32 protein-coding genes and 2 tRNA genes are annotated in these 26514 nt (G+C 70.0%); 18 read left to right on the top strand and 16 right to left on the bottom strand.

The genetic code is table 11. The features are described 5' to 3' along the window. Positions 1-126: 126 nt before the first annotated feature. A complete protein-coding gene (locus tag D8M34_RS05785) occupies positions 127-468 on the bottom strand; it encodes a DUF7882 family protein (protein ID WP_126893386.1) in 342 nt (113 codons plus the stop codon). Between the two features lie 152 nt (positions 469-620). Between D8M34_RS05785 and D8M34_RS05780 the strand changes: the two genes are divergently transcribed. Further along, positions 621-962, top strand: coding sequence for a DUF7882 family protein (locus D8M34_RS05780; protein ID WP_126893385.1), 342 nt, complete (start codon positions 621-623; stop codon positions 960-962). Between the two features lie 17 nt (positions 963-979). Here D8M34_RS05780 and D8M34_RS05775 read toward each other — a convergent pair whose 3' ends face one another. Both D8M34_RS05775 and D8M34_RS05770 read right to left on the bottom strand, forming a co-directional pair. Further along, positions 980-1405, bottom strand: coding sequence for a hypothetical protein (locus D8M34_RS05775; RefSeq protein WP_126893384.1), 426 nt, complete (start codon positions 1403-1405; stop codon positions 980-982). 35 nt (positions 1406-1440) lie between these two features. After that, positions 1441-2022, bottom strand: a complete 582-nt coding sequence (locus D8M34_RS05770; protein ID WP_126893383.1) for a hypothetical protein — start codon at positions 2020-2022, stop codon at positions 1441-1443. A gap of 19 nt (positions 2023-2041) precedes the next feature. Here D8M34_RS05770 and D8M34_RS19840 point away from each other — a divergent pair, with 19 nt between their 5' ends. From D8M34_RS19840 to D8M34_RS05755, 4 genes are all read left to right on the top strand, one after another. Then, a complete protein-coding gene (locus D8M34_RS19840) occupies positions 2042-2323 on the top strand; it encodes a DUF3263 domain-containing protein (protein ID WP_126893382.1) in 282 nt (93 codons plus the stop codon). 16 nt (positions 2324-2339) lie between these two features. Next, positions 2340-2413 (top strand) — tRNA-Thr (locus D8M34_RS18760). Between the two features lie 81 nt (positions 2414-2494). Continuing rightward, entirely contained in the window at positions 2495-3076 is a 582-nt protein-coding gene (locus D8M34_RS05760) for an isochorismatase family protein (protein WP_126893381.1), read from the top strand. Further along, positions 3073-3606, top strand: a complete 534-nt coding sequence (locus tag D8M34_RS05755) for a DUF1697 domain-containing protein (protein ID WP_085606239.1) — start codon at positions 3073-3075, stop codon at positions 3604-3606. The genes D8M34_RS05760 and D8M34_RS05755 overlap by 4 nt, the downstream gene beginning before the upstream one ends. On the opposite strand, the gene D8M34_RS05750 is transcribed toward D8M34_RS05755, so the two are convergent. Beyond that, positions 3587-3805 (bottom strand): hypothetical protein, encoded by a 219-nt coding sequence (locus D8M34_RS05750; protein ID WP_025104281.1) that lies wholly within the window; start codon positions 3803-3805, stop codon positions 3587-3589. The genes D8M34_RS05755 and D8M34_RS05750 overlap by 20 nt on opposite strands. A 25-nt stretch (positions 3806-3830) precedes the next feature. Between D8M34_RS05750 and D8M34_RS05745 the strand changes: the two genes are divergently transcribed. Beyond that, on the top strand, positions 3831-4349 hold the full coding sequence (locus D8M34_RS05745) for a CGNR zinc finger domain-containing protein (RefSeq protein ID WP_085606238.1): 519 nt from the start codon (positions 3831-3833) through the stop codon (positions 4347-4349). Positions 4350-4352: 3 nt separating this feature from the next. Here the strand turns inward: D8M34_RS05745 and D8M34_RS05740 are convergent, their stop codons facing one another. Beyond that, entirely contained in the window at positions 4353-4898 is a 546-nt protein-coding gene (locus D8M34_RS05740) for a type 1 glutamine amidotransferase domain-containing protein (protein WP_025104283.1), read from the bottom strand. 158 nt (positions 4899-5056) lie between these two features. Between D8M34_RS05740 and D8M34_RS05735 the strand changes: the two genes are divergently transcribed. After that, positions 5057-5521 (top strand): hypothetical protein, encoded by a 465-nt coding sequence (locus D8M34_RS05735; protein ID WP_126893380.1) that lies wholly within the window; start codon positions 5057-5059, stop codon positions 5519-5521. Between the two features lie 8 nt (positions 5522-5529). On the opposite strand, the gene D8M34_RS05730 is transcribed toward D8M34_RS05735, so the two are convergent. Then, positions 5530-5602 (bottom strand) — tRNA-Lys (locus D8M34_RS05730). Positions 5603-5737: 135 nt separating this feature from the next. After that, positions 5738-6397: a fasciclin domain-containing protein gene (locus tag D8M34_RS05725; RefSeq protein WP_025104285.1), complete on the bottom strand. Its 660-nt coding sequence runs from the start codon at positions 6395-6397 to the stop codon at positions 5738-5740. A 167-nt stretch (positions 6398-6564) separates the two neighbouring features. Here D8M34_RS05725 and D8M34_RS05720 point away from each other — a divergent pair, with 167 nt between their 5' ends. The 5 genes from D8M34_RS05720 (at position 6565) to D8M34_RS05700 (ending at position 11402) form a co-directional block, all read left to right on the top strand. Then, positions 6565-8277, top strand: coding sequence for a cytochrome c biogenesis protein DipZ (locus D8M34_RS05720; RefSeq protein WP_126893379.1), 1713 nt, complete (start codon positions 6565-6567; stop codon positions 8275-8277). Between the two features lie 31 nt (positions 8278-8308). Next, positions 8309-8911 carry an ECF RNA polymerase sigma factor SigK gene (gene sigK / locus D8M34_RS05715; protein WP_172400107.1) on the top strand — a complete coding sequence of 201 codons (603 nt, stop codon included), beginning with the start codon at positions 8309-8311 and terminating at the stop codon, positions 8909-8911. Further along, positions 8908-9687, top strand: a complete 780-nt coding sequence (locus D8M34_RS05710; protein ID WP_126893378.1) for an anti-sigma factor — start codon at positions 8908-8910, stop codon at positions 9685-9687. Before sigK ends, D8M34_RS05710 begins: the two co-directional genes overlap by 4 nt. A gap of 29 nt (positions 9688-9716) precedes the next feature. Then, complete coding sequence (locus D8M34_RS05705; protein ID WP_060923078.1) at positions 9717-10346, top strand: hypothetical protein; 630 nt, start codon at positions 9717-9719, stop codon at positions 10344-10346. A 171-nt stretch (positions 10347-10517) separates the two neighbouring features. Further along, entirely contained in the window at positions 10518-11402 is an 885-nt protein-coding gene (locus D8M34_RS05700) for an aminodeoxychorismate lyase (protein ID WP_126893377.1), read from the top strand. A 79-nt stretch (positions 11403-11481) separates the two neighbouring features. Here D8M34_RS05700 and pstB read toward each other — a convergent pair whose 3' ends face one another. From pstB to D8M34_RS05665, 7 genes are all read right to left on the bottom strand, one after another. Continuing rightward, on the bottom strand, positions 11482-12261 hold the full coding sequence (gene pstB / locus D8M34_RS05695) for a phosphate ABC transporter ATP-binding protein PstB (protein ID WP_062636281.1): 780 nt from the start codon (positions 12259-12261) through the stop codon (positions 11482-11484). Positions 12262-12290: 29 nt separating this feature from the next. Beyond that, positions 12291-13388 carry a phosphate ABC transporter permease PstA gene (pstA, locus tag D8M34_RS05690; RefSeq protein ID WP_126893376.1) on the bottom strand — a complete coding sequence of 366 codons (1098 nt, stop codon included), beginning with the start codon at positions 13386-13388 and terminating at the stop codon, positions 12291-12293. Between the two features lies 1 nt (position 13389). Beyond that, positions 13390-14373 (bottom strand): phosphate ABC transporter permease subunit PstC, encoded by a 984-nt coding sequence (gene pstC, locus D8M34_RS05685; protein ID WP_060923075.1) that lies wholly within the window; start codon positions 14371-14373, stop codon positions 13390-13392. A 106-nt stretch (positions 14374-14479) separates the two neighbouring features. Next, positions 14480-15583, bottom strand: coding sequence for a phosphate ABC transporter substrate-binding protein PstS (locus D8M34_RS05680; protein ID WP_085606224.1), 1104 nt, complete (start codon positions 15581-15583; stop codon positions 14480-14482). A 225-nt stretch (positions 15584-15808) separates the two neighbouring features. Continuing rightward, the gene (locus D8M34_RS05675; RefSeq protein ID WP_126893375.1) at positions 15809-16795 is read right to left on the bottom strand and encodes an NUDIX hydrolase; all 987 of its coding nucleotides are present in this window, start codon (positions 16793-16795) and stop codon (positions 15809-15811) included. Continuing rightward, complete coding sequence (locus tag D8M34_RS05670) at positions 16792-18960, bottom strand: RNA degradosome polyphosphate kinase (RefSeq protein ID WP_126893374.1); 2169 nt, start codon at positions 18958-18960, stop codon at positions 16792-16794. The genes D8M34_RS05675 and D8M34_RS05670 overlap by 4 nt, the downstream gene beginning before the upstream one ends. A 45-nt stretch (positions 18961-19005) precedes the next feature. Continuing rightward, the gene (locus tag D8M34_RS05665) at positions 19006-19689 is read right to left on the bottom strand and encodes a winged helix-turn-helix transcriptional regulator (RefSeq protein WP_025104297.1); all 684 of its coding nucleotides are present in this window, start codon (positions 19687-19689) and stop codon (positions 19006-19008) included. A gap of 73 nt (positions 19690-19762) precedes the next feature. Here D8M34_RS05665 and D8M34_RS05660 point away from each other — a divergent pair, with 73 nt between their 5' ends. The 3 genes from D8M34_RS05660 to ygfZ all read left to right on the top strand — a co-directional run bounded on the left by D8M34_RS05660 (position 19763) and on the right by ygfZ (position 21931). Further along, positions 19763-20053 carry a hypothetical protein gene (locus D8M34_RS05660; protein WP_062636289.1) on the top strand — a complete coding sequence of 97 codons (291 nt, stop codon included), beginning with the start codon at positions 19763-19765 and terminating at the stop codon, positions 20051-20053. Between the two features lie 147 nt (positions 20054-20200). Further along, complete coding sequence (locus D8M34_RS05655; protein ID WP_025104300.1) at positions 20201-20803, top strand: FABP family protein; 603 nt, start codon at positions 20201-20203, stop codon at positions 20801-20803. Between the two features lie 12 nt (positions 20804-20815). Continuing rightward, positions 20816-21931: a CAF17-like 4Fe-4S cluster assembly/insertion protein YgfZ gene (gene ygfZ / locus D8M34_RS05650; protein ID WP_126893373.1), complete on the top strand. Its 1116-nt coding sequence runs from the start codon at positions 20816-20818 to the stop codon at positions 21929-21931. Positions 21932-21946: 15 nt separating this feature from the next. Here ygfZ and D8M34_RS05645 read toward each other — a convergent pair whose 3' ends face one another. Continuing rightward, positions 21947-22768, bottom strand: coding sequence for a class I SAM-dependent methyltransferase (locus tag D8M34_RS05645; RefSeq protein ID WP_126893372.1), 822 nt, complete (start codon positions 22766-22768; stop codon positions 21947-21949). Between the two features lie 59 nt (positions 22769-22827). On the opposite strand from D8M34_RS05645, the gene D8M34_RS05640 reads away from it, so the two are divergent. Continuing rightward, on the top strand, positions 22828-23577 hold the full coding sequence (locus D8M34_RS05640; protein ID WP_126893371.1) for a phosphoglyceromutase: 750 nt from the start codon (positions 22828-22830) through the stop codon (positions 23575-23577). A 79-nt stretch (positions 23578-23656) separates the two neighbouring features. Here D8M34_RS05640 and phoU read toward each other — a convergent pair whose 3' ends face one another. Beyond that, on the bottom strand, positions 23657-24355 hold the full coding sequence (gene phoU, locus D8M34_RS05635) for a phosphate signaling complex protein PhoU (protein WP_025104304.1): 699 nt from the start codon (positions 24353-24355) through the stop codon (positions 23657-23659). 214 nt (positions 24356-24569) lie between these two features. On the opposite strand from phoU, the gene D8M34_RS05630 reads away from it, so the two are divergent. Together D8M34_RS05630 and D8M34_RS05625 are read left to right on the top strand one after the other, a co-directional pair. Beyond that, complete coding sequence (locus D8M34_RS05630) at positions 24570-25793, top strand: sensor histidine kinase (RefSeq protein ID WP_025104305.1); 1224 nt, start codon at positions 24570-24572, stop codon at positions 25791-25793. After that, a complete protein-coding gene (locus D8M34_RS05625; RefSeq protein ID WP_025104306.1) occupies positions 25790-26473 on the top strand; it encodes a response regulator transcription factor in 684 nt (227 codons plus the stop codon). The genes D8M34_RS05630 and D8M34_RS05625 overlap by 4 nt, the downstream gene beginning before the upstream one ends. Positions 26474-26514 lie beyond the last annotated feature (41 nt).

Here is a 26514-nt window from a genome sequence, read left to right as displayed (position 1 = left end):
GCGCTCACGGCCCCAGCACGTTCGCCTCCCGGCGACCTCTGCAAGCTCGGGGGGACGAGCTCACAATCAGAAAACCTACTTGCGTGGATTAACCCACTCCTGGGCGTTTGCCTAGAGCCAAGGCCGCTAGCCGACTTCTGCGGCTCCGGTAGACGGGTCGAGCTGCTTCTTGGAGGGCGGCTCCGGGACGAGGTACAAGCCAGTGGGGGAATTCGCAGTGAACGCGAGCGCGTCGACCCATGCCCTGCTCACTGCGGGCTGTCGTGCCTGACTGTACTTGAAGATGAGGTTGCTGCCCGGGTGAATCCAGACCGTGGTGCGGCCACCACCGACGCTGGCATCCTGCTTCCAAGTGAACCCGAACGGTTCGCCACGGCGGAGCTTGGTGGTGATGACGAGCTGGAGATGAGCGAGGGCGCGATCGTCGATTTCGATCTTCTGATCACCTTCGTAGATGAAGCGGCCCACGGTCCCCGATCCTCAGTTGAACGCTTGGGAGCTGACCTCTTGGCCGCTCTTCGTGACTCCAAGAATGCCACAGTCTGACGCGCTTCTGAGCCGCCGGGCCGTGAATAATCACCCGGTGTGGAAAAACTACCCAGGTGGGGTATCTTCATCGGATGGGAACTATCCAGTACGGTGGCGGCAGCGAGATCCATATCGAGGACCGTGCTCTCGCGCACCTCAAGGTCGCGATCTCGACGAAGCTGCGTCGCAACGAGAGCTTCACGCTCTCCTGGCGACACCCCGACGGCGACAGCCCCGGACGGTCCACGATCTGGCTGCACCCGTCGATCCCGCTGCGCTTCATCTTCGAGGGCGTTGAGACGCCAGACCTCAATGCCAAGTGGCTGCAGGAGCTGATGATCGAAGCGAGCTCGTCCGGCGGCATCTCGCTCACCGACGAGGTCACCGACGGTCCAATGGAACTAGTGTCTGGCGCCGCGGGCGCCACAACCTAATCTGCGGCTTTCTAGGCCTAGGCCCCCGTCGAGCATCCGTGCTCCGTGGGGGCCTTTCGCACGCCGACCGCAGCTCGGGCAAAAGGCGAGCCGAGCGCGGCCGGCTCCGTGGTGATGTAGAGCGGTAGGGCGGCGGCCTGGCCGTGACCGAGGATGGCGGGCGTGCTCGGGTCCGGGAGAGAGCGGCGGTGCTGGCCGAGCGCGATCCACGGTTCGAGGCCCGGGAGTGTGCGCAGCGCCGTGCAGAGGACGGCAACGTGCTCGTCCTCGAAGTAGCCGACCCAGGTGCCGACGGCTTCGGTGAGCACGTCGTCGCGGTCGCCGGCGGTCGCGCGCAGCTCCGCGATCACCGGCCCGGGGTCCGTGGTGTACCGGTTGCGGGAGCAGATCGCGTCGAGAGCGATGCTGAGCTTCGTGTCGGGGGAGAGGCCGCGCTGGAGCATGATGAGAACTCATTTCTCCGGCCGAGGCCGCCAGTCTACGTGGAGGGAGCCTGCTCGGGGCCACCTTGCTGCGGGGACCGCCCGGAAGGCCAGGAGGTGAACCGCTCGAGTCGTTTCAGCTCGCCAGCATCCGGCCTCTCGCCGCGGGCGTAGGCCGCACTGATATCGCAGCCGAGCTGCAGGAGGATCGGAGCGAGGAACGTGGAGTGCCCTCCTGCGAGGCCTCCCTCCACCGAGAGGCTCTGCGCGTAAGCGCGCGTGATGCTCATCAGATGTTCACGCGCCGCCGCGTCGGGGACAAGGCTGATCGCGACCTTGAGCTCGCCACCTGCTGGCCCGTGGAACCGCTCCTCGAGCTGGGCGTCGATGATGCTCATCTGTCGCGAGACGTCTGAGTCCGACCGATCGCGCCGGAACTTGGCCGTCTCGTCGATCTCCCGGCGAAAGAGCTTCGTCACGACCAATGCGGCGTCGCGGAGGCGGGACTCGAGTTCTGACGCACGCGCCACCTGGCGCGCGCGCTCGGCCTGCTTCGCTGCGGCTCTCTGTGTGACCACCACCCCGCCTAGAGTGCCGACGACGGCGATCGCGGGTGAGGCGAGGGAGAGCCAGTCCATGCTCCGACCATAGCGACCGGTGTCCGTGGTTGCGGAGAGGATTCTCGTCGTGACTCCATCCGACCTGCTCGCCTTCGAGGCCCGATTCCCCGTCCAGACGCCGGCCAAGACCCATGCGATCGATCGAGAGTTAGGTCTAGGCCCGGCGCGGTACTACCAGCTCCTCATCCGTGCCGCCTCGTCCCGCGATGGAGTCTCGGCCGACCCCATCACGGCGCGGCACGTACGAGAGAGGCCCGTGCAGGCGACGCGACGCCATGTGTGCACTCCTGTGTGTCAATCCCACGCGCACGCGCGGTAGACTGGCGTCAATTCAAGGGTTTGTGGGCGCCAGAGCGGACGTACCGTTTCACTCGTAATGAAAAGGTCGTCAGTTCGATTCTGACAAGCGGCTCAGGAAAACCCCCGGAACCCTCGTGGTCCCGGGGGTTTCCCCGTCTCCGGGCCCGGCCGCGGGGCGTACGCTCGGAGCATGAGCAGAGCGCTTCTCATCGTCGACGTGCAGAACGACTTCACCGAGGGCGGTGCCCTCGCGGTTGCGGGCGGTGACGCGGTGGCCGCCGCCGTCTCCGCCTACCTCGCGTCCCACGCCGACGACTACGAGGTCGTCGTGGCCTCCCGGGACTGGCACGATCCCGACGGCGACAACGGCGGCCACTTCTCCACGATCCCGGACTACACCGACTCCTGGCCCGTGCACTGCGTCGCCGGCACGGCCGGAGCCGACTACGACCCGCTGCTCGTGACCGACGGCGTCACCCATCACATGCGCAAGGGACAGGGCCGTCCGGCCTACTCGATGTTCGAGGGGGTGACCGACGACGGGGCGACGGTCGCCGCGGTGCTGAGCGCGGCCGGCGTCGTGACGGCCGACGTCGTCGGCATCGCCACGGACCACTGCGTCCGTGCCTCCGCACTCGATGCGATCGCCCACGGCGTCCACGTCCGCGTCCTCACCGACCTGGTCGCCGGAGTCGCGCCCGAATCCAGTGCCGCGGCCCTCGCCGAGCTCGCGCACGCCGGTGCCGAGCTCCTCGAGAGCTCGGAGGCGTGAGCCGCAGCGTCCTCCTCCTCCGCGCGGTCAACGTGAGCGGACGCAACCGCGTGCCGATGGCGCGGTTGCGGGAGGTGCTCGCCGCCGCGACCGACCTGGAGGACGTCTCCACCTACATCGCGAGCGGCAACATCCTCTGCGCGACGCCGCGGGAACCCGCGGCGGCCTGCGCGTCGATCCGTGCGCTCATCGCGGCGGAGTTCGGCGTCGACACTCCGGTGATCCACCGCACGCACACCGAGCTCGCCGAGTCCGAAGCGGCCCAGCCCTTCCCGGAGGGGGAGCTGAAGCTCGTGCACGCGATGTTCCTCGAGGGCGCTCCCGCCGCGGGCGCCCTCGAGGCGCTGCACGAGCGCCTCGTCCCGGGGGAGCGTCTCGCCCTGGTCGGACACGATCTGTGGATCGACTACGCCCCCGGCGGGGTGCACACGACGAAGCTCACGAAGGCCGTCCTGGACCGGGCGCTCGGCGTTCCCGGTACGGCGCGCAACCTCCGCAGCGTGCGGAAGCTCATCGCGCTGACGGCGTGACCACGGCCCGGCTCAGCGCGGTCGGCGGCATCGGGGTATGCGTGGCGAGGTCGACCCGGCGGGAGTCGCAGCCCGCGCACCGGACGTAGACGACGACGCCCTCGCTGGTGGGGTGACGCGACTCCACGAGCCAGGCGTGCTCGTGGATGTCGTCGGCGGAGGCGAGCCGGGGGATCGGGAGGGTGTCGGAGGAGGTCATGGGACCAGCGTGATGTAATGGTCTTATGCATCTCAACCCTTACGGTGAGTACGCGGTGCTCCTCGCCGCCTCCCTCGCGAACGACTGGCCGGCCGATCGCGCGGGCATCGAGGAGCGGTCGCTCGCGCTCGGGATGACGCAGACGTTTCCGCCGGCCCCCGACGACCACGCGCAGGTGCGCGCCGTGATCGACGACTGGCTGGCCATCGTGGATGAGGAGGACCCCGATGCGCGGGCCGCCCTGCTCAACGATCAGCTCGCCACCGCGGGTGCCTATCCGCGGCTCACCAATCACGATGACGAGGGCTGGCACCTGCACTACCGGGACGACGTGCGCTCGCTGCCCTTCGTGCTGCGCGCGATCATCAACCTCGGCACGGCGCTGCACCTCGTGACCCGGGGGATGAACCGACTCGGGCGCTGTGACGCGCCGCCGTGCACCAACGTCGTCGCGGACGTGACGCGCAACGGCCGCCAGCGGTTCTGCTCCGTGAGGTGCGCGAACCGGGCGGCCGTGCGGCGCCATCGGGCGCGGGTCAGCTGAGGGTCAGGCGGTCTGCCCTGCGTGCTTGCCCTCGCCGATCTCCTCGACGAGCTTGGCGTTGAATGCCGGGAGGTCATCGGGGGTGCGGCTCGACACGAGACCCTCGTCGACCACGACCTCCTCGTCCACCCAGCTCGCGCCGGCGTTGCGGAGGTCGGTCTTCAGGCTCGGGTAGCTCGTGATGGTCCGACCGTCGACGACACCGGCCTCGATGAGGATCCAGGCGCCGTGGCAGATCACGCCCACGGGCTTGTGCTGCTCGAAGAACGCGCGGGCCAGGTCGATGGAGGCTTGATCCATGCGGAGGTGGTCGGCGTTCACCACGCCGCCCGGCAGCACGAGCGCGTCGAACTGGTCGGCGCTGGCGTCCGCGGCCTTCAGGTCGACGGCCTGTTCGTGACCGTTCTTGCCGGTGATCGCCGCTCCGTCCGGGGCGATGAGCGTGGCGCTCGCGCCTTCCGTCGTCACCGCCTCCCAGGGGCTCGTGAGCTCGCTGTCCTCGAAGCCGTCCGTCGCCAGGAATGCCACGCGGTTTCCGGTGAGAGTCATGGTCCGTCCTTTCGGTGGGAAGTCGCCCTGTTCCGGGGACTCCTCGACCCTCTCCCAGCGCATCAGACCTCGCCAGGGGGTGGCCAGCCGTCGGCGAGGGTGATACAGCACAGCCGCGTCGGCGCGGGGCGGCGCGGTCGACTCGATACGATCCAGACATGCGCCTCCGTCCTGCTCTCCTCCTCCTGCCGGTGCTGGTCGTGCTCGCGGGCTGCACACCCGCTCCGGAACCGGCGCCGACCGCGACGTCCAGCGCCTCGGCGACGCCGTCGTCCTCGCCCGCCCCGACCACGGCCCCGACGCCCACGGAAACGTCTTCGCCCCCGGCCGCCGGCACCTTCGCGAAGGGGCAGCTCGTGTCGCTCTGCACCGAGAAGATCCGCTCGATCTCGCCGGATGCGACGTTCTTCGCCGACATGGCGACCACGGAGTGGCTGGAGGAGTCGGCGGTGTGGTTCGTGGCCGTCCCGGAGACGATCGACGGTCAGGACAACGTCGCCGTCTGCGGCATCGGGGGAAGCCCGGAGGCGCCGGACTTCGTGATGCACGGCGAGACGCTGCCGGACGGCGTCGCGGGGATCCGCGACGACCTGCTCGCCGGGAACGTCGGCGGCGACGACTGAGGATGCGGTGGGCCCCGTGGGGCTCGAACCCACGACCCGCGGATTAAAAGTCCGATGCTCTGCCAACTGAGCTAGAGGCCCGTGCTCCCAGTCTAGGGGGCGCACGACGAGGGGCCGTCGGCGCCACAGCCGCCGACGGCCCCTTCACCTGCCCCGTGTCCCTCCTGACAACAGGGGAGGCCGTGTGCCGGTCGGGTCGCCGGCACCGTCCCTGGCTTACTCAGCCGGGGGCATCAGGACCGTGTCGATGAGGTACACGGTCGCGTTCGCGGTCTGCACGCCGCCGCAGATGACGTTGGCGTCGTTGACCATCCACTCGTCACCGCTGCCGGTCACCTCGAGGTCGGCGCCCTGGACGGTGGTGTGCATGCCCTCGATGTCGGACGGCTCGATCTGGCCGGGGACCACGTGGTACGTGAGGATCGAGGTCAGCAGGTCGCTGTCGGTCTTCAGCGTCTCGATGGTCGCGGGGTCGATCTTCGCGAAGGCGTCGTCGACCGGCGCGAACACGGTGAACTCGTCGCCGTTGAGCGTGTCGACGAGGTTCACGTCGGGGTTCAGCTCACCGCTCACCGCCGACACGAGCGTCGTCAGCATGGGGTTGTTCGAGGCGGCGACCGCCACCGGGTCCTGGGACATGCCCTGGATGGAACCGGCGCCGTCCGGGACCTCTTCCGCGTACGCCGCGCAGCCCGGGCCGACGAGGTTCGCCGCGGGGTCCATCTCCATCGGCGTCGACTCCGACGTCTCCGGCGTCGTCGGCTCCGACGACTCCTCCGTGCTCGTTCCGCTGCCCATGGAACATGCCGAGAGCAGGAATGCGCTCGCCAGACCCAGGGTGACTGCTGCGGTGACCTTCTTCTTGGTGCTGAACATGTCGAGCTCCTTCGAAACTCCGGCCACGGCCTCTCCGTGGCGTCGAGGGCTGTTCGGAAGCCTCTGCGGATCGGATGGGAGGAATTTCGAGATTCTCCGAAATCGGATCCGATCCAATCCGCTGCGGGGGGTCGGCGCGAACAGCACCCGACAGAGACGAGGACCTCATGGACCTGATCATCATCGGCCTGCTCGGCGGGCTCATCACCGGCATCTCGCCGTGCATCCTGCCCGTGCTCCCGGTGATCTTCCTCACCGGCGGTGCCCAGTCGGCGTCCTACGAGGGGGAGGCGGTGCCGGCGAAGCGCAGCCGCCCCTACTTCGTCATCGCCGGCCTCGTGCTGAGCTTCACGCTCGTGACGCTCGCCGGGTCGCTCCTGCTGGGCCTGCTGAACCTGCCGCAGGACATCATCCGCTGGGTCGGCATCGCCGTGCTGGTCGTCATCGGGGTGGGGCTCATCGTGCCGCGGTTCCAGCACATCCTGGAGCGGCCGTTCCAGCGCTTCGGACAGCGCGAGGTGAAGAACCGCGGCAACGGCTTCGGCGTCGGCCTCGCTCTCGGGGCCGTGTTCGTCCCCTGCGCGGGCCCGGTCCTCGCGGCCATCATCGTCGCCGGCTCCACGGGGCAGATCGGCGTGGGCACCGTGCTCCTCACCGTCTCCTTCGCGATCGGCGTCGCGGTGCCGCTGCTGGTCTTCGCACTCGCGGGTCGCAGCGTCATCGAGCGCATCCGGGCCTTCCGGACGAAGGAGCGCGCGCTGCGGATCGCCGCCGGCGTGGCGATGATCGCCCTCGCCGTGGGACTCGTCTTCAACGTGCCGCAGGCGCTGCAGCGTCTGCTCCCGGACTACACCGCGCCGCTGCAGGAGCAGATCGCCGACTCCGAGCAGGTGCAGGACGCCCTCGACCTCGGCGGCCTGGTGAACGAGGAGAACAAGGACCTCGACAAGTGCACGAACGGCGCGACCGAGCTGGAGTCCTGCGGGACGGCGCCCTCCATCAAGGGGATCCAGCAGTGGCTCAACACCCCGGACGGGGAGGCGATCGACCTGAAAGACCTGCGCGGACAGGTGGTCCTCATCGACTTCTGGGCGTACTCCTGCATCAACTGCCAGCGCTCCATCCCGCACGTCGTGGCCTGGGACGAGGCCTACCGGGACGCGGGGCTGCAGGTGATCGGCATCCACTCGCCCGAGTATGCGTTCGAGAAGGATCCGGGGAACGTCGCGGCGGGCGCGCGCGACTTCGGCATCGAGTACCCGGTCGCTCTCGACAACACCCTCTCCACCTGGACCAACTACCGCAACCGGTACTGGCCCGCGCACTACCTCATCGACGCGGAGGGGACCGTCCGCCACATCTCCTTCGGCGAGGGCAACTACGCCGCCACCGAGGCGATGATCCGGGAGCTGCTGCAGGACGCCGACCCCGACGTCGAGCTGCCCGCCGCCACGGACGTGAAGGACGAGACCCCTGAGGTGGGAGCCACGACCCGGGAGACCTTCCTCGGCTCCTCCAAGGACGTCAACTACGGCGGCGGCGACGAGTACCGCCGCGGCGACGGCAGCTTCCGCTTCCCCGATGACCAGCCCGACGACAGCTTCGCCCTGGACGGCGACTGGACCGTGGACACGCAGTACGTCACGCCGACCGCTGAGGACGCGCGGATCCGGCTGCAGTATCGCGCGGCCGAGGTGCGCATGGTCGTCGCGGGGTCGGGCGAGGTGGTGGTCACCGACGCCGACGGGAACGCGCAGACGATCCGGATCGACGGGACGCCACGCTCCTACGGCCTGCTCGAGCAGGATGACATCGAGAAGGGCACGTTCACGCTCGAGGTCCCCACCGGCGTCGAGGTGTATTCGTTCACATTCGGGTGACGTCTGCACGGGAAGAGGGAGGAGATACGGCATGCTTATGGAGATGGTCATCGATGGGATGGACGTCCCCGAGGACGGGACGGCGCCGCAGGATGCTGTCGCCGACCTCCTCGTCCGCGTCGCCTCCGGTGATCAGGCTGCCTTCGCTGCGCTGTACGACTCCCTCTCCTCCCGTGTGTTCGGCCTCATCCTGCGCGTCCTCGTGAACCGCGCGCAGAGCGAGGAAGTGCTGCAGGAGGTGTTCCTCGAGATCTGGCAATCCGCTTCCCGGTTCGCTCCGAACAAGGGACAGGGACGAACCTGGGTGATGACCATCGCGCATCGCCGGGCCGTGGATCGGGTGCGGGCTTCGCAGTCGAGTGCGGACCGGGACGTACGCGCGGGCTTCAAGGACCTCGGCGTCGCGCACGACAGCGTGGCGGAACGGGTGGAGCTGGGGATCGAGGGAGAGCGGGTCGTCGCGGCGCTGGCGGGGCTTCCGGAGGCGCAGCGGGAGGCGCTCGTCCTCGCCTACTACGGCGGTTACAGTCAGAACGAGATCGCGGCGCTCGTGGGAGCACCGCTGGGCACGATCAAGACACGGATGAGAGACGGGCTGACCCGGCTCCGCACGGCGATGGGGGTGACGGCATGAACGAGAAGGACTTCGCGGAACTCGCGGCAGGTGCCGCGCTCCACGCGCTCTCGGCGGACGACGAGCGCCGGTACCGCCGTGCCCTCGCCGAGCACCCGGAGTGGGCGGCGCAGGACGACACCGACGCCCAGACGGCCGCTCTCCTCGCCGACGGCGTGGCCCCGGTCGCTCCGCCCGCCGGCATCCGTGCGGCTCTGCTCGCGCAGATCGCCCAGACTCCGCAGGGCGGCGCCGCGGAATCCTCGTCCGACTCGGGCGAGCCCGACGGACCCGCGGACGAGAGCCCTGCCTCCGGTGCCGCCGCTCCCGCTCCGGCTCGCCGCTGGACCCGGCTCGCTTTCGCGCTCGCCGCATGCCTCGCGCTCCTCGTGGGCGTCGGGATCGGTGCGGTCGCTCTGAACGACCAGCTGAACCGCCCGGCGAGTGTCGTCGCGCTGCAGGAGATCGAATCCGCGGGCGACGCGCAGACGGCGACGGTCGAGCTCGACGACGGCGCGACGGCGACGGCGCACTGGTCGGGCTCGGTCGGCAAGGCCGTGCTCGTCACGGACGGACTGCCCGAGGTAGCGGACGGCAAGACCTATGAGCTGTGGTTCGTGCGCGGGGAGGATCCCATCGCCGCGGGTGTGTTCGACGTCGACGACGGAGAGGCCACCGCGCTCCTCGAGGGCGAGATGCAGGCGGGCGACGCCATCGCGGTGACGGTCGAGCAGGAGGGCGGATCGCCGTCCGGGCTCCCCACGACCGACCCGGTGATCGTCATCCCGACGGCCTGAGCGTCGGAGGCGGGGCGTACCCTGGAGGGATGCCCGAGCAGCACCACCGCCCCGTGCGTCGTCCGACGAGCGCGTTCGACAACATCGTCGGCGCCCATGATCCCGCCGAGGAGACGCGTGTCGCACACGCCACCGCCTCCGCGCTGCTGACCCGCGTCCGCGAGGACGAGAGCGGGGCGAGCGTCGAGCGGCTGATCGCCTTCACGAGCGAGCACGGCATCGACGAGATCGCGGAGCTGTGGTCGAAGGCGCCGTCGCGCACCCTCCCCGGGTCGCTGTGGCGGCTGTACGTGCTCCAGCTCGCGATCCACGGCGATCCGCGCACCGCGGCCCTTCTCTATGACCGGGGACGGGTCGAGCTGCCGTCGGCCGACGCCGTGGTCGCCGGGGCGCCCGTGCCGGCGAGCCCGGACGAGCTCGTCGCGCTCATCGACACGATCCTGCGCGGCGCCTTCCGCGGCGACTTCGCCGTGGCGCTGGAGCGGGCGGCGGCGTTCTGCCGCGTCCAGGCCTCGGGGGCGACGCACACCGCCGACGACTACGAGCCCACGGAGCCCGCCCGGGCGAGCGAGCTCACCACGCGGGCGCTGCGGCTGAGCAGCTATGCCCAGGACCTCGCGGCGTCGGCGGCCCTGTGGCGCACCGGCGCCCTGGCCTGAGTCCGAGCGGGCGGGACGGCGTCCGGACAGAGAAAGACCGGGCCGCAAGAACGCCTCTCGGCGGAAGGCCGCTCGCAGCGGCGAAAATTGGAGCCCGGGGTTATGCGGCCCGGCCACTCCAGTGTAACGCGAGGACGCGGTGGGTATTCCCGGCGGCCTAGGCTCGGTGACATGACCCGTCGCTTCGCCCTCATGATCGATCCCGTCGCCGCCGACGAGCAGCGTGCCGACTACGCCGACACGTTCACGCAGGTGGACGCCGCGGCCCCCGCCCTCAGTGTCGGCGAGCTGAGCACGCAACGGGGCGACGGCGTGTTCGAGTCCATCGGCGTGATCGACGGACATGCGCAGGAGGTCGTCCCGCATCTGGAACGCCTTGCGCACTCGGCGCGACTCTGCGACCTCCCGGTGCCGAACCAGGAGCAGTGGCGGCAGGCGATCCAGCAGGCCGCCGCACAGCTCGACGCGGGGGAGTCGGTCATCAAGCTGATCCTCAGTCGCGGCGTCGAGCACGGGCCGACGCCGACCGCCTGGGTCACGGCGGCTCCGGCGGCGGACTTCGCGGCGGTACGGCGGAACGGCGTCAAAGTCGTCACCCTCGACCGCGGATACGACCTCGGCGCGGCAGAACGGGCGCCCTGGCTGCTGCTCGGAGCGAAGACGCTGTCCTACGCCGTGAACATGGCGGCCCTGCGCGAGGCCAAGCGCCGCGGAGCCGACGACGCGATCTTCCTGTCGAGCGACGGCTTCGTGCTGGAGGCTCCGACGGCCTCCCTCATCCTGCGCTTCGGCGACCGCTTCACGACCCCGGCCCCGAACGGCGGGATCCTGCATGGCACCACGCAGCTCAGCGTCTACGACCACCTTCTCGCGCGGGGCTTCGAGGTCGGGTACGACCGCATTCCCGCCGCCGATCTGACGCGGGCCGACGCCGCATGGCTCGTGTCGAGCGTGCGTCTCGCGACCGCCATCACCGCGATCGACGGCACGCCGGTCGCCGTGGACGCCGCCCTCACGGACGACCTCAACGCCTACCTCCTCTCCCCGCGCGACTGAGTCCTCCGGCGGGACGGACGGAGACGAGAACGGGCCCGGACGCGAGGCGTCCGGGCCCGAAGACCGAAGAGAGTGCGGGTCAGCCGAAACGGCCGGAGACGTAGTCCTCTGTGGCCTGCACCGACGGGGTCGTGAAGATGTTCGTCGTGTCGTCGTACTCGATGAGCTTTCCGGGCTTGCCGGTGCCGGCGATGTTGAAGAACGCGGTCTTGTCGGAGACCCGGCTCGCCTGCTGCATGTTGTGCGTCACGATGACGATCGTGAACTCGTTCTTGAGCTCGCCGATCAGCTCCTCGATCGCGTAGGTCGAGATGGGGTCGAGGGCGGAGCACGGCTCGTCCATCAACAGCACCTCCGGGGAGACGGCGATCGCGCGGGCGATGCAGAGACGCTGCTGCTGGCCGCCCGAGAGCCCGGAGCCAGGACGGTCGAGGCGGTCCTTGACCTCGTTCCACAGGTTCGCGCCGGTGAGCGACTTCTCCACGAGGTCGTCCTGCTCGCTCTTCGACATGCGCTTGTTGTTGAGCTTCACGCCGGCGAGCACGTTCTCCTTGATCGACATCGTGGGGAACGGGTTCGGCCGCTGGAACACCATGCCGACCTGGCGACGCACGAGCACCGGGTCCACGCCGGCGCCGTAGAGGTCCTTGCCGTCGAGCAGCACCTCGCCCTCGACGCGGGCTCCGGGGATCACCTCGTGCATGCGGTTGAGGGTGCGGAGGAAGGTGGACTTGCCGCAGCCCGACGGGCCGATGAAGGCCGTGACACTGCGCGGCTGGATGTCGAGGGAGACGCCTTCGACCGCGAGGAAGTTGCCGTAGTAGACGTTGAGGTCGTTGACTTCGATGCTCTTGGACACGTGAATTCCTATTCTGAGTGGTCGGGCGCTCAGCGGCCGTTGACCTTCGGGGCGAACAGCCTCGCGATCAGGCGGGCGAGCAGGTTCAGCACCATGACGATGAGGATGAGGGTGAGGGCGGCGGCCCAGGCGCGCGCGACGGCGGCGTCCGGGCTCGTGCCCTGGTTCATGTACTGGTTGTAGGCGAACACCGGGAGGGTCATCATCTGACCGTCGAAGATGTTCGTGTTGAGGCTCTGCGTGAAGCCGGCGGTGAGCAGCAGCGGGGCGGTCTCGCCGATCACGCGGGAGATGGCGAGCATGACCGAGGTCATGATGCCGGCGATCGAGGTGGGCAGGACGACCTTGAGGATCGTGAGCCACTTCGGCACGCCCAGGGCGTAGGAGGCCTCGCGCAGCTCGTTCGGGACGATCCGGAGCAGCTCCTCGCTGCCGCGCACCACGACAGGCGTCATCAGCACGGCGAGGGCGAGAGCGCCCATGAAGCCCATCGAGATCCCGGGACGGATCAGGAGGGCGAACACCGCGTAGATGAACAGACCGGCGACGATCGAGGGGATGCCCGTCATCACGTCGACGAAGAACGTGATGGCCTTGGCGATCTTGCCGCGGCCGTACTCGACCAGGTAGATCGAGGTCATCAGACCGACCGGGACCGAGATGATCGTGGCCGTCAGCGTGATGAGGACCGTGCCCCAGATGGCGTGCACGATACCGCCGCCTTCACCGACGACGTTGCGCATCGAGTAGGTGAAGAACTCGGCGTCGAAGCGCTCGAGGCCGTTCGCCACCACGGTCCACAGCAGGGAGATCAGCGGCAGCAGGGCGATGAGGAAGGCCGTGGCGACGAGGGCCGTCATCAGGCGGTCGACGGCCTTGCGACGGCTCTCCGCGATGGAGGAGATCACCGTGATGATCACCATGTAGAGCAGGATGCCGACGACGACGGTGCCCGCGATGTTGAAGTCGGCGAGCGGGGTGTCCGAGCCGGCAGCGGCGACACCGAAGACGGCGGCGGACACGACGAACGAGACGCCGAGGAGGGCCCACGGAGCCCACTTCGGCAGGCGGCCGGAGGTGAGGGCGGTGGTGCTCGCGGCGGGCGGAGCGCTGGTGAGGGCGGTCATGTCAGTTCGCTCCCGAGAACTCGGCGCGGCGGGCGACGATCCAGCGCGCCAGCGCGTTGACCGCGAAGGTCACGACGAAGAGGATGAGGCCGGTCGCGATCAGCGTGTTCACACCGGTGCCGTGCGCCTCCGGGAAGGCGAGGGCGATGTTCGCGGGGATCGGCGTGGGGTTCGTGGCGGTGAGCACGAGGAAGCTGACGACCGCCGAGGGGGAGAGCACCATCGTCACGGCCATCGTCTCGCCGAGCGCGCGGCCGAGGGCCAGCATCGCCGCCGACACCATGCCGCCGCGGGCGAAGGGGAGGACGGCCATGCGGACCATCTCCCAGCGCGTGGAGCCGAGGGCGAGGGCCGCCTCCTCGTGGAGCTTGGGGGTCTGCAGGAAGACCTCGCGGCAGATGGCGGTCATGATCGGGATGCACATCACGGCGAGGACGAGGGCGGCGGTGAGGATGGTCTTGCCCGTCGCGGAGACCTGCCCGCCGAAGAACGGCACCCACGAGGCGTTCTCGTTGAGCCACACGTAGATCGGCTGGAGCATGGGGGCGAGCACGAGGCCGCCCCAGAGGCCGAACACCACGGAGGGCACGGCGGCGAGCAGGTCGATGATGTAGCCGAGGAACGACGCGAGCCGCCGGTGGGCGTAGTGCGAGATGAAGAGCGCGATGCCGATGGCGATCGGGGCGGCGATCAGCAGGGCGATGAACGAGGCCCAGAGGGTGCCGAAGACGAGCGGCCAGACGTACACCCAGAACGACTCGCCCCGGAGGATGTGGTTGTCGGTGGTGTCGAGCTGGAAGGCCGGCAGGCTCTGGATGATGAGGAAGGCGGCGACGAGCGCCAGCACGATCAGGATGATGATGCCGGCGGCCAGCGCGGTGCCGGAGAAGACCCGGTCGCCGAGGCGCTGCTTGGCCTTGATCGGTGTGGGCGGCGCCGGTGTCGGTGCCGGTGCCGTTGTCGGCTCCTGCGCGGTCGTGCTCATGATCTCCCTGTTTCGGGCCGGGTGGAGATGGATCGGGTGCTGACCTGGCGGAGCCCCCGCGCCCGCTCGGGGACGCGGGGGCACCGTCGTCAGTGGATCGGCAGGATCAGCCGACCTGGATGAGGTCGATCGCGGCCTGGACCTGCTCGCGCAGGCCGTCCGAGATCGGGGCGCTGCCGGCGTTCTCGGCGGCGGCGTCCTGGCCCTCGGCGCTCGCGATGTACGTGAAGTACTCCTTCACGAGCTCCGCGACGTTGCTGTCCTCGTACTGCTCGCAGCCGATGAGGTAGCTGACCAGGGCGATCGGGTAGGCGCCGTCCGCGGCGGCGGCCGGGTCGACGTCGAAGACGAGGTCGCCCTCGCCGCGTCCCTCGGCGAGCGGCGAGCCCTCGACGAGCTTCGCGGCGGCCTCGGCCGAGTAGGAGACGAAGTCCTCGCCGACGCCCACGGCGACCTGGCCGAGGCCGTCCGCCTGCGAGGCGTCGAGGAAGCCGATCGCGCCGTTGCCGGCGGTGAGGGCCTGCTTCACACCCGAGGTGCCCTGAGCGGCCTCGCCACCCTGGATCGGCCACTCGTCGGAGACCTCGTAGGTCCAGACGTCGGGGGCCGTCGCGCTGAGGTACTTGGCGAAGGTCTCCTGCGTGCCCGAGGGGTCGGAGCGGTGCACCGGCGAGATCGCCAGGTCGGGGAGCTCGACGCCGTCGTTCAGGGCGGCGATGGCCTCGTCGTTCCAGTTGGTGATCGTGCCGGCGAAGATGCCCGCGATCGTGGCGGCGTCGAGGTTCAGCGTGTCGATGCCCTCGAGGTTGAACGCGACGGCGACGGGGGAGATGTAGAGGGGGACCTCGACGATGTCGTCGGTGGTGCAGGCGCCGAAGCCGCCGGCGGCGAGCTCCTCGTCGTTGAACGCGCGGTCCGAGCCGATGAAGTTGCTGCCGCCCTCGAGGAAGTTCTCGCGGCCGGTGCCGGAGCCGGTGGGCTCGTAGTTGACCGTCACGTCGGGGTTGGCGGTCTGGAAGGCGGCGACCCAGGCCTCCTGGGCTGCGGTCTGCGAGGACGCGCCGGTCGCGTCGATCGTGCCGGAGAGCGTGGACTCCGAGGGCTCTTCGCTGGAGCCGCCGGCTCCGCCTTCGTTCGCGGCACAGCCGGCGAGGGCGAGAGCGGCGACGGCGCCGATGGCGCCGATTCGTGCGATTCGGGAGATCTTCACTGTGGATCCTTCGATCTTGGAGGGGTGGGGCCCGGTGCAGGGCACACAGTGACGCTAGGGGCGACGGTTAACGAGACTCTCCCGCGCAGGTGAACGGCAGGTGAACGACCGGCGACTCTCTGGAGCCGATCCCCGTCACCGCGCGGCCCCCTCCGTTTCGAATCGCCCGATCTGCGCCATCCCCGGCCGAGATGCAGCGAAGTGCGCGATTCGAACGAGGGAGGGTCAGACCTTGGGGGCGTGGGTCTCGATCGAGATGATGCCGGAGCCGGGATTGGTCGCCGAGACGTGCACCACGGAGAACGCGCCGGTCTCCAGATCGGCGGCGCTGCCGACGTACGAGCCGTGCACGGTGCCGGTCGCGAGGGCGATCTCCGAGAGGAGCGCAGGCAGCACCGGGCCGTGGCTGCAGAGCACGGCGGGCTTGCCGGCGCGGATGCGGCGGCCGACGACGGAGCGGAGATCGGCGACGCCGTCCTCCCAGGCGTCCTGGCTGATCTTCTCGGTGAGGACCGGCTTGCGGTCCAGGGCCTTGGCGAGCGGCGTGACCGTCTGCACGCAGCGCACCGCGTCGCTGGTGACGATCTTGCGCACGCCGAAAGCGCGGAGCGGTCCGACGATGGCCTTGGCCTGGCGCTTCCCGCGGTCGGTGAGCGGCCGGGCCGCGTCCGCCTTGTCCCACTCCGAACGGGGAAGGGCCTTCGCGTGCCGGAGGGCGATCACCGGGAAGGTCCGCAGCACGCCGTCGTCGACGAGGGCCGCGAACGCTTCGAGGATCTCGAGGTCGACGGGGTAGCTCAGCGCGGCACGGGCCTTCTTCACGCTGACCCACTCGAGGGCGGCGATCTCGCGGTTGGGTACGAAGGTCGACGCGCGGATCGCGGCGTCCGTCGCCTCGGCAGCCCAGTAGTGCACCACCTTCTGCTTGCGGGACGCGAGGTGGTAGCGGCTGATCCCGACCGGCACGCCGAGGGCCACGCGGATGCCGGTCTCCTCGTGCACCTCGCGGACGGCGGTCTCCGCGAGCATCTCGCCCGGGTCGACCTTGCCCTTCGGCAGGGTGACGTCGCGGTACTTCGTGCGGTGGATGAGCAGGATCCGCAGCTTGCCGTCGACGAGGCGCCACACGACGGCGCCGGCCGCGTACACGGCCTTGTCCGCCCACTTCGCGTCGGCCGCGGATGGCGGGAGCTGGACCTGCCGCGCCGTCATCGAACCGCCCGCGCCCGACGACGTCGCTGGATCATCCCCATGGTCTTATCCTGCAGGTCGGTGAGCGGCTTGCCGTCGGAATCCACGGCGTGGCGCTCCCACACGCCGTCGCGGCCGAGGTGCCACGACGATGTCCGATCGTCCATCGCCAGGTCGAAGAAGGCGGTGAGCTCCTTGAGGTGCGCGGGGTCGGTGACCCGCACCAGGGCCTCGACGCGCCGGTCGAGGTTGCGGTGCATCATGTCGGCGCTGCCGATGTACACCTGCGGGTCGCCGTCGTTCTCGAACGTGAAGATGCGCGAGTGCTCGAGGTAGCGGCCGAGGATGCTGCGGACGGTGATGTTGTCGCTGATCCCGTCGAGGTCGGGCCGCAGGCTGCAGATTCCGCGCACCCACACGTCGACCTTCACCCCTGCGGCGCTGGCGCGGTAGAGGGCGTCGATGATCTCCTCGTCGACCATCGAGTTGACCTTGATGCGGATGTGCGCGGGCTTGCCCGACTCGGCGATCCGGCGCTCGGCGTCGATCAGCCGCACGAGGCCCTTGCGGAGGTGGAGCGGGGCGACGAGCAGACGCTTGAACTTCTTCTCGATCGCGTAGCCGCTGAGCTCGTTGAACAGCCGGGTGAGGTCCTTGCCGACCTGGGCATCGGCGGTGAACAGACCGAAGTCCTCGTAGATGCGGCTCGTCTTCGGGTTGTAGTTGCCGGTGCCGACGTGCGAGTAGTGCTGGAGTCTGCCCTCCTCCTCGCGGATCACGAGGGCGAGCTTGCAGTGGGTCTTGAGCCCGACGAGGCCGTACACCACGTGCACGCCGGCCTTCTCGAGCTTGCGCGCCCACACGATGTTGTTGGCCTCGTCGAAGCGGGCCTTCACCTCGACGAGCGCGAGCACCTGCTTGCCGGCCTCGGCGGCGTCGATGAGGGCCTGCACGACGGGGCTGTCGCCGGACGTCCGGTACAGCGTCTGCTTGATGGCGAGCACGTGCGGGTCGCGGGCGGCCTGCTCCAGGAACGCCTGGACACTCGTGGTGAAGGACTCGTACGGGTGGTGCACGAGCACGTCGGACTTCCGGATCGCCTTGAAGATGTCCGCACGGGTGTTGGAGCCCGTCGGCTGGAAGGCCACCGCGGTGGTGGGGAGGTGCGGCGGGTACCGCAGATCGGGGCGATCGATGCGCGACAGATCGAAGAGGCCGCGCAGATCGAGCGGCCCGGGGAGGCGGTAGACCTCCTGGTCGGTGATGTCGAGCTCGCGCACGAGGAGGTCCATCGTGACCTCGTCCATGTCGTCGGTGATCTCGAGCCGGATCGGCGGCCCGAACCGGCGGCGCAGCAGCTCGGCCTCCAGCGCCTGGATGAGGTTCTCGCTCTCGTCCTCCTCGATCTCCACGTCCTCGTTGCGGGTGAGGCGGAACGCGTGGTGGTCGAGCACCTCCATGCCGGGGAACAGGTCGCCGAGGTGGTTGGCGATGAGCTCCTCGAGGCGGAGGAAGCGCTTGATCTCGCCGGTGGACGGCACCTCGACGAAGCGCGGCAGCATGGGCGGCACCTTGAGGCGGGCGAACTCCTGGCGGCCGGTCCGCGCGTTGCGGATGCGGATGGCGAGGTTCAGGGAGAGCCCGGAGATGTAGGGGAACGGGTGCGCCGGGTCGACCGCCAGCGGCATCAGCACCGGGAAGACCTGTGCGCCGAAGTAGTCGGACAGCGCGCTCCGCTCGTCGTCGGTGAGATCCGACCACTCCGTGATCTCGATGCCGGAGTCGGCGAGGGCGGGGCGGACGAGCTTCGTCCAGGCGTCCGCGTGGCGGAGCTGGAGGGCGTGCGCCTCGCGCGAGATGTCGGCGAGGGCGTCGACGGGGGAGCGTCCGATGTTGGTGGGCACGGCGAGACCGGTCATGATGCGCCGCTTGAGACCGGCCACGCGCACCATGAAGAACTCGTCGAGGTTGCTGGCGAAGATGGCCAGGAAGTTCGCCCGCTCCAGCTCCGGCAGCGACGGGTCCTCCGCGAGTTCGAGCACCCGCTGGTTGAACGCGAGCCAGCTCAGCTCGCGGTCCAGGTAGCGATGGTCGGGGAGCTGCGAGTCCGGCGCCTCGACGGCGTCGTCGAAGTCGTCGTCTTCGGCGTCACCGAGTCCGGCGTCGGCGAGTGCGGGATCGATCATGGGGTACATCTAAGCACCGGCAGGTGTCGGGCGTGTGAACGGCGGTCAGCGCGAGCCGACCAGGCTGTCGTCCTCGTAGACGTTGAAGCGGTACCCGACGTTGCGCACGGTGCCGATGATCTGCTCCTGATCGCCGAGCTTGGCGCGGAGCCGTCGCACGTGCACGTCGACGGTCCTGGTGCCGCCGAAGTAGTCGTACCCCCACACCTCGCTGAGCAGCTGCTCGCGGGTGAACACCCGGGACGGGTGGGTGGCGAGGAAGTGCAGGAGCTGGAACTCCTTGTAGGTGAGGTCCAGCGGCCGCCCGTGGAGCTTGGCCGAGTAGGACTGCTCGTCGATCGTGACGCCGGAGGCCTGCACGCGCGCCGGTTCGGCGACCTCGTCCCGTCGTGCGAGCGCCAGACGCACGCGTGCGTCGATCTCCGCGGGACCGGCCGTCGCCAGCAGGACGTCGTCGATGCCCCACTCGCCCGACAGCGCGCTCATGCCGCCCTCGGTCACCACGAGCAGGAGCGGTGCGTCCTGTCCGGTGGCCCGCAGCAGTCGGCACAGCGACTTCGCCCCGACGAGGTCGTGGCGGCCGTCGACGATCACGATGTCGTACTCCGGGGCATTGATCAGCTGCGCCGGCTCCGCCGGGATCTGCCGCGTGCGATGGCTCAGCAGCTCGAGGGCGGGCAGCACCTGCTCCGAGAGCGGAGCATTGGTCAGAACCAGCACCAGGGCCACGCGCACTCCTCACCGGCGGGGGATCGACGCCGTGCCGCCATGATAGCGGCCACCGATGCGCAAGAATGGAGACATGTCAGAACCGGCACTCGCGCCCCGCAACGCCTTCACCGGCGTCATCGCGGTCTGGGCGACCGCGTTCGTCGGCAGCATCGTCATCGGGATCTTCGCTCCGGAGGAGTGGCGCATCCCCTGGATGCTGGTCGGCTTCGGGGCGGTGGTGCTGCTGTCCTTCGCCGTGCAGCTCTGGTACGGGCGCACGCAGGGCTTCATCTTCCGCGTCGCGAGCAGCGTGACCGGTGCGCTGCTGCTGATGGGGATCATCTCGGTCGGCTTCGGCCTGGCCGCCCTCATCCCCTCCTGACCCGGATCGCCGGGGGTAAGGTGGAGGTCATGGACATCATGGCGCTCGAAATCTTCTTCATCGGCCTGCTCGGCCTGGCGAGCCTCGCGATCGTTTTCGTGTCGGCCGTGGTGCTGCGCAACCTCTTCCGCGGCCAGCGCTGACGACATGATCGAACTCCCCACCGACCTTCCCGCCGACCTCGCCCCGCTGGCGTGGCTCATCGGCGTGTGGGAGGGTTCCGGGGTGATCGACTACCCGGTCGGCGAGGAGCGTCTGCAGGGCGAGTTCACGCATCGCGTCAGCTTCAGCCACGACGGGGGACCGTTCCTCAACTACGCGGCCACGGCGACCTTCGTCGGTGACGAGGGTGCGCCCGCCGTCCCGCTGACCGCCGAGTCCGGTTTCTGGCGTCTGGCGCGTCCGGCCGCGGCGACCGACGCGGGACCGGCGCTGCTGCCGCCGACGGCGACCCCCGTCACCCGCACGGTCGACGACGTGGAGGCGCTGCGGTCGGACAACGGCGCGTTCCCGCTCGAGGTGTCGCTGGCGCGCTCGGACGGCATGCTCGAGTACTACCTCGGCGAGATCAACGGACCGCGGGTCGACCTCGCGTCGGACGCGATCGTGCGCGGCGCCGGTGCCAAGGACTACGGCTCCGCCTCGCGGATGTACGGACTCGTCGACGGGCACCTGCTGTGGGCGTGGGACATCGCCGCCCTCGGCACACCTCTGCGGGCGCACGCCTCGGCGCGTCTCGCCCGCGTCTGAACGGAGCACACGGTGAGCACCAGCGTCTTCGACGGCGTCCCCGGCGCGACAGCGGGGGAGCGCGGGATCGCCCACTTCGGTGATCCGTTCCGGGAGCAGCGCCGCCTCGCGGCCGGAACGGCGATCGCGCCCCTCGACGACCGGACGGTCATCGAGGTGTCCGGTCCCGAACGCCTCCCCTGGCTCGACTCCATCACGTCGCAGGCGGTGGGTCGCCTGCGCGCGGGGGAGAGCACCGAGCTCCTCGTCCTCGATCCGCAGGGACGGGTGGAGCACGCGGCCGGCGTCCTCGACGACGGCACCTCGACCTGGCTCCTGGCGGATGCCGGCGATGCCGAGGGGCTCGCGACGTGGCTGACGCGGATGAAGTTCCGCACCCAGGCCACGGTCGAGCTGCGCCCCGACCTCGCGCTGCTCGGCTTCGTCGACGGCGGACCCGCGGCCGAGCGCGTGCGCGGCCTCGACGACGCGCGGATCTGGGTCGACCCGTGGCAGCAGGTCGCCGTCGGCGGCCATCAGTACGCCGACGTGGCCGCGCACCCCGGGGCCGACCTCGCCTGGCGGGTCGGCATCGTGCCCGGGACGGCGGCGCGGGCGCTCGCCGCGGAGCTCGATCGGGAGGATGCCGCCGGACTCCTCGCCGCCGAAGCGCTGCGCATCGCCGCCTGGCGCCCGCGGTGGGCGGCCGAGGTGGACGAGCGATCGCTGCCGCACGAGTCGGACTGGCTCCGCAGCGCCGTGCACCTGAACAAGGGCTGCTACCGCGGGCAGGAGACCGTCGCGAAGGTGCACAACCTCGGTCATCCGCCGCGGCGGCTCGCCCTGCTCCAGCTCGACGGCAGCGACGCCGTGCTTCCGGAACCCGGAGCCCCCGTGTTCGCGGGCGATGACGAGGTCGGGCACATCACCTCCTCCGCGCGGCATCATGAGGACGGGCCGATCGCCCTCGCCCTCCTGTCCCGTCGCGCCCCGATCGGCGATCTCGTCGTCCGGGCCGAGGGGATCGACATCGCCGCGTCCCAGCAGATCATCGTCCCGGCCGACGCCGGCGCCACCGCGGACATCCCGCGCCTGACGCGGCTGTCCCGCCGACCCACGGCGCCCGATCCCCGCGACGCCGGGGTCTGAGACACCGGACCCTGGTCAGGCCGGTGCCACGGCGTCCCACGGCAGGGTGAGCTCGCCCAGCCGCCACCGGCTCCGTCCGCCCTGCACAGGCCAGCCCTGATCGCGCAGCGCGGTCACCGCGGCGAGGAAGCGCTGCGTGGCCCCGAAGGTCGAGAGGGGAGCGGCGCGCTCCCACTCCCGGTCCAGGTCGACGAGCAGGGTGTGGATGCGCTCGCCGGGGACGTTGCGGTGGATGAGGGCCTTGGGCAGCCGCTCCGCCACGATGCTGGGGGCCTCGAGCCCGCGCAGGCGGAGGGAGACGGTGAAACGGAGCGGCATGCCGCCGGGATCGACGTCGACCCAGCTCGCCACGCGCCCGATCTCGTCGCAGGTGCCCTCCACCAGGAGCCCGTCCGGCGCGAGGCGGTGCGCCATCGTCCGCCAGGCGGCGGCGACCTCGGCCTCGTCATACTGCCGCAGGACGTTCATCGTCCGGATGACGGCGGGGCGCCGACCGCCGGGGAGTGGTACCTCGAACCCGCCGCGGGCGAAGGAGACGTGGAGGTCGGCGGGGAAGGGCGTGCGGCCGGCCCGGACCTCGGCGAGCTGCTGCTCCGCGGTGGCCACCCGGTCCGGGTCGAGCTCGAGACCGCGCACCTCCGCGTCCGGCCGCACGCGTCGCAGTCGGGCGGCCAGCTCGAACGCGGTCACCCCGCTCGCCCCGAAACCGAGGTCGACGACGAGGGGGTCGGCCGCGCGTCGGAAGGCGGGGGAGGCGGCGATCCACCGGTCGTTCCGACGCAGCCGGTTCGTCCCTGTCGTGCCGCGGGTCGGCCGACCGAGGGGAGATGACGCCATGCGTCCATCCTCCCTCCTCCGCCGCTGTGCCCGCTCCGCGCCCCGGATAAACTGGCGACATGACTGCGAAGCGCACCCTGATCCTGCTCCGCCACGGCCAGAGCGAGTGGAACGAACTGAACCTCTTCACCGGCTGGGTGGATGTCCGCCTGACCGCGCAGGGCAAGAACGAGGCCCGTCGCGGCGGTGAGCTGCTCGCCGAGTCCGGCATCCTGCCCGACGTGCTGCACACGTCCCTGCTGAGCCGGGCGATCCAGACCGCCGACATCGCGCTGGATGCCGCCGACCGGCTGTGGATCCCGGTGAAGCGCTCCTGGCGGCTCAATGAGCGCCACTACGGGGCGCTTCAGGGCAAGGACAAGGCGCAGACGCTCGAGGAGTTCGGTCCGGAGCAGTTCCAGCTGTGGCGCCGCTCGTTCGACGTGCCGCCGCCCCCGCTGGACGACGCGAGCGAGTTCAGCCAGGTGGGCGACGCCCGCTACGAGGGCATCGACGGCGAGGTGCCGCGCACGGAGTCGCTCAAGCTCGTCATCGACCGCCTCCTGCCGTACTGGGACGCGGAGATCGTCCCCGATCTGGAAGCCGGCAAGACCGTCCTCGTGACCGCGCACGGCAACTCGCTGCGCGGCCTCGTCAAGCACCTCGAGGGCATCAGCGACGACGACATCGCCGGACTGAACATCCCTACCGGCATTCCGCTGGTGTACGAGCTCGACGAGAACAACGCGCCGACCGGTCCCAGCCGGTACCTCGACCCGGAGGCCGCCGCCGCCGGTGCCGCGGCCGTGGCCGCCCAGGGCAAGAAGTAACCGAGACCCCGGTTTCACGTCGAGACCCCCTGCCGCAGGCGACTGCAGCAAGGGGTCTCGGCGATGAAGCGGGGTCTCGTCAGGCGTGGCCGAGCTGCTCCTGCTGCTCCACCGCGAGGGCGATGTCCTCCTCTTCGACGTGCCAGTCGCCCGTCGCGAGGTAGACGACCTTCTTGGCGACGGCGACCGCGTGGTCCGCGAAGCGCTCGTGGTAGCGGCTGGCGAGCGTCGCATCGACCGTGGCGACGGCCTCGCCCTTCCAGTTGTCGCTCAGCACCTTCTCGAAGACGCTGGCGTGCAGTTCGTCCACGTCGTCATCGGCGTTGCGGATCGCGTCGGCGAACTTCAGATCCTGGGTGCGGAGGAGCTCCGTGAGCGTGCGGGAGATCTCCACGTCCAGCTCGCCCATCTTCACGAACGTGCCCTTCAGGCCCTTCGGGATCGCGCGCTCCGGGAAGCGCAGGCGGGCGAGCTGGGCGATGTGCTCGGACATGTCGCCCATCCGCTCCAGGGACGCGCTGACGCGGAGCGCCGTGACGACGATCCGGAGGTCGCGCGCGACCGGCTGCTGTCGGGCGAGGATCTCGATGGCCTGCTCGTCCAGCGCGACGGCGAGCTCGTCGATCTTCGCGTCGTCGGCGATGACCTCCTCGGCCAGCGCGACGTCGCTCGTGGCGAACGCGCGGGTCGCCTTGTCGATGGAGACCGTGACGAGCTCGGCGATCTCGACGAGGCGGGACTGCAGGTCCTCGAGGGACTGGTGGAAGACTTCGCGCATGGTGGGCGCAACCTTTCGTTCGGATCCCGGCTGACGGTCCAGCGCGGGGCGGCGGGGCGTCCGCGGGGAGAGCACTGCGCGCGCGCAGGCCTGAAGCGATTGTCTGCTCCGAAGGTTAACGAACGGTGCCCAGCGAGTGAATAGTACGTCTCCGCTCCCCGGGATGGCGCGGAAACCCGCCGGATCGACGGTGAACGCGCTCTACGCTGGAGTCATGACCCTGCCGCAGCTCGCGCTGTCCTCCCTCGCCATCGGGTTGGCGATCGGGGTGGGCCTCTCGCTCCTCGTCGTCTGGGCGTATCGGGCGCGGGCGCGGGCGGAGGAGGAGACGTCGATGGCGATCCCGCCCGGGATCACCGACGTGCTGCGCAGCATGGACGACGCCGCGTGCGTGGTCGACGTCTCCGGCCTCGTGCTCGCCACGTCGAAAGCCGCCGCACGGTTCGGGATCGAGGTCGGATCGACGCTCGAGAACCCGGAGCTCCGGCAGCTCGTGCGGGGCGTCCGCTCGACGGGGGAGACGGCGACCGAGTCGCTGCGCATCACCCGCGGCGGCCTCAGCCTCGACCCCCGCCTCGTGTCGGCCAGGGCGAGCGCCATCGGCACGCGCCTCGTGCTCCTCATCATCCGCGACGTGACCGAGCAGGAGCGCCTCGACCAGATGCGCCGTGACTTCGTGGCCAACACGAGCCACGAGCTCAAGACGCCCGTCGGGGCCGTGAGCCTGCTCGCCGAGGCCATCGAGTCCGCCGCCGACGACCCTGCCCAGGTGCGGGCGTTCGCGTCGCGGATCTCGGCGGAGGCCGGCCGTCTCGGTCAGCTCACCGGACGCATCATGAGTCTGTCCCGGCTGCAGGCGGAGGACGGGCTGACCGAGGTCGCCCCTGTCTCGATCGACGAGGTCATCGCCTCCTCGATCGAAGCCCACGTCGTGCAGGCCGACTCCGCGGGTGTGGAGCTCGCCCGCGGTGGAGACCGCGGCGTGTGGGTCCGCGGCGACGCGCAGATCCTCATCGAGGCCGTCGGCAACCTCATCGCCAACGCCATCGTCTACTCGCCCCGCGGCTCCCGGGTGGGCGTCGGGGTGAAGGCCGACGACGACGTCGTGGAGATCGCCGTCTCCGACCAGGGCATCGGGATCGCCGAGGCCGACCGCGAGCGCATCTTCGAGCGGTTCTACCGGGCGGACGAGGCCCGCTCCCGGCGCACCGGCGGCACCGGCCTCGGGCTGTCCATCGTCAAGCACGCCACCCAGCGGCACGGAGGTGAGGTGCGGCTGTGGTCGCGCCCGGGCCGCGGGTCCACGTTCACCATCCGCCTGCCCCGGATCGACGCCCCCGCGAACACCGGGCAGGGCAAGAAGAGCAAGAAGAAGCGCGCGCGCAAGGCCGTCCCCGCCACCGGGGCGACGCGCGTCCGAAACGGAGAGACCGCATGACCCGCATCCTTCTCGTCGAAGACGAACCCGACCTCGCCGACCCGCTCGCCTACCTGCTGCGCCGCGAGGGCTACGAGGTGGAGATCGCCGAGGACGGCCCTGGTGCGCTGACGGCGTTCCGGGAGCGCGGTGCCGACATCGTGCTGCTCGACCTCATGCTGCCCGGCATGCCGGGGACCGAGGTGTGCCGGCAGATCCGGTCCACGTCGGCCGTGCCCATCATCATGCTGACGGCGAAGGACTCCGAGGTCGACATCGTCGTGGGGCTCGAGCTCGGCGCGGACGATTACATCACCAAGCCATACTCGTCGCGGGAGCTGCTCGCCCGGATGCGGGCGGTGCTGCGGCGGGTGGTGCAGGCGGAGGCCGAGCTCGACGAGCGGGTGCTCGAGGGCGGGCGCGTCTCGCTCGACATCGATCGGCACACGGTGGCGGTGGCCGGCGAGCAGATCAACATGCCCCTGAAGGAGTTCGAGCTGCTGGAGGTGCTGATGCGCAACTCCGGCCGGGTGCTCACGCGCGGCCAGCTCATCGACCGGGTGTGGGGGAGCGACTACTTCGGTGACACCAAGACGCTCGACGTGCACATCAAGCGCATCCGCTCGCGGATCGAGGAGAACCCCAGCGAACCGGTGATGCTCGTGACCGTCCGCGGCCTGGGGTATCGCTTCGAGGGGTGACCGCACACAAGAGAGGCCGGCACCCGTGGGTGCCGGCCTCT

The organism is Microbacterium sp. HSID17254 (assembly GCF_003989315.1).
Taxonomy (GTDB): domain Bacteria; phylum Actinomycetota; class Actinomycetes; order Actinomycetales; family Microbacteriaceae; genus Microbacterium.
This window is presented reverse-complemented; position numbering and strand designations above follow the sequence as displayed.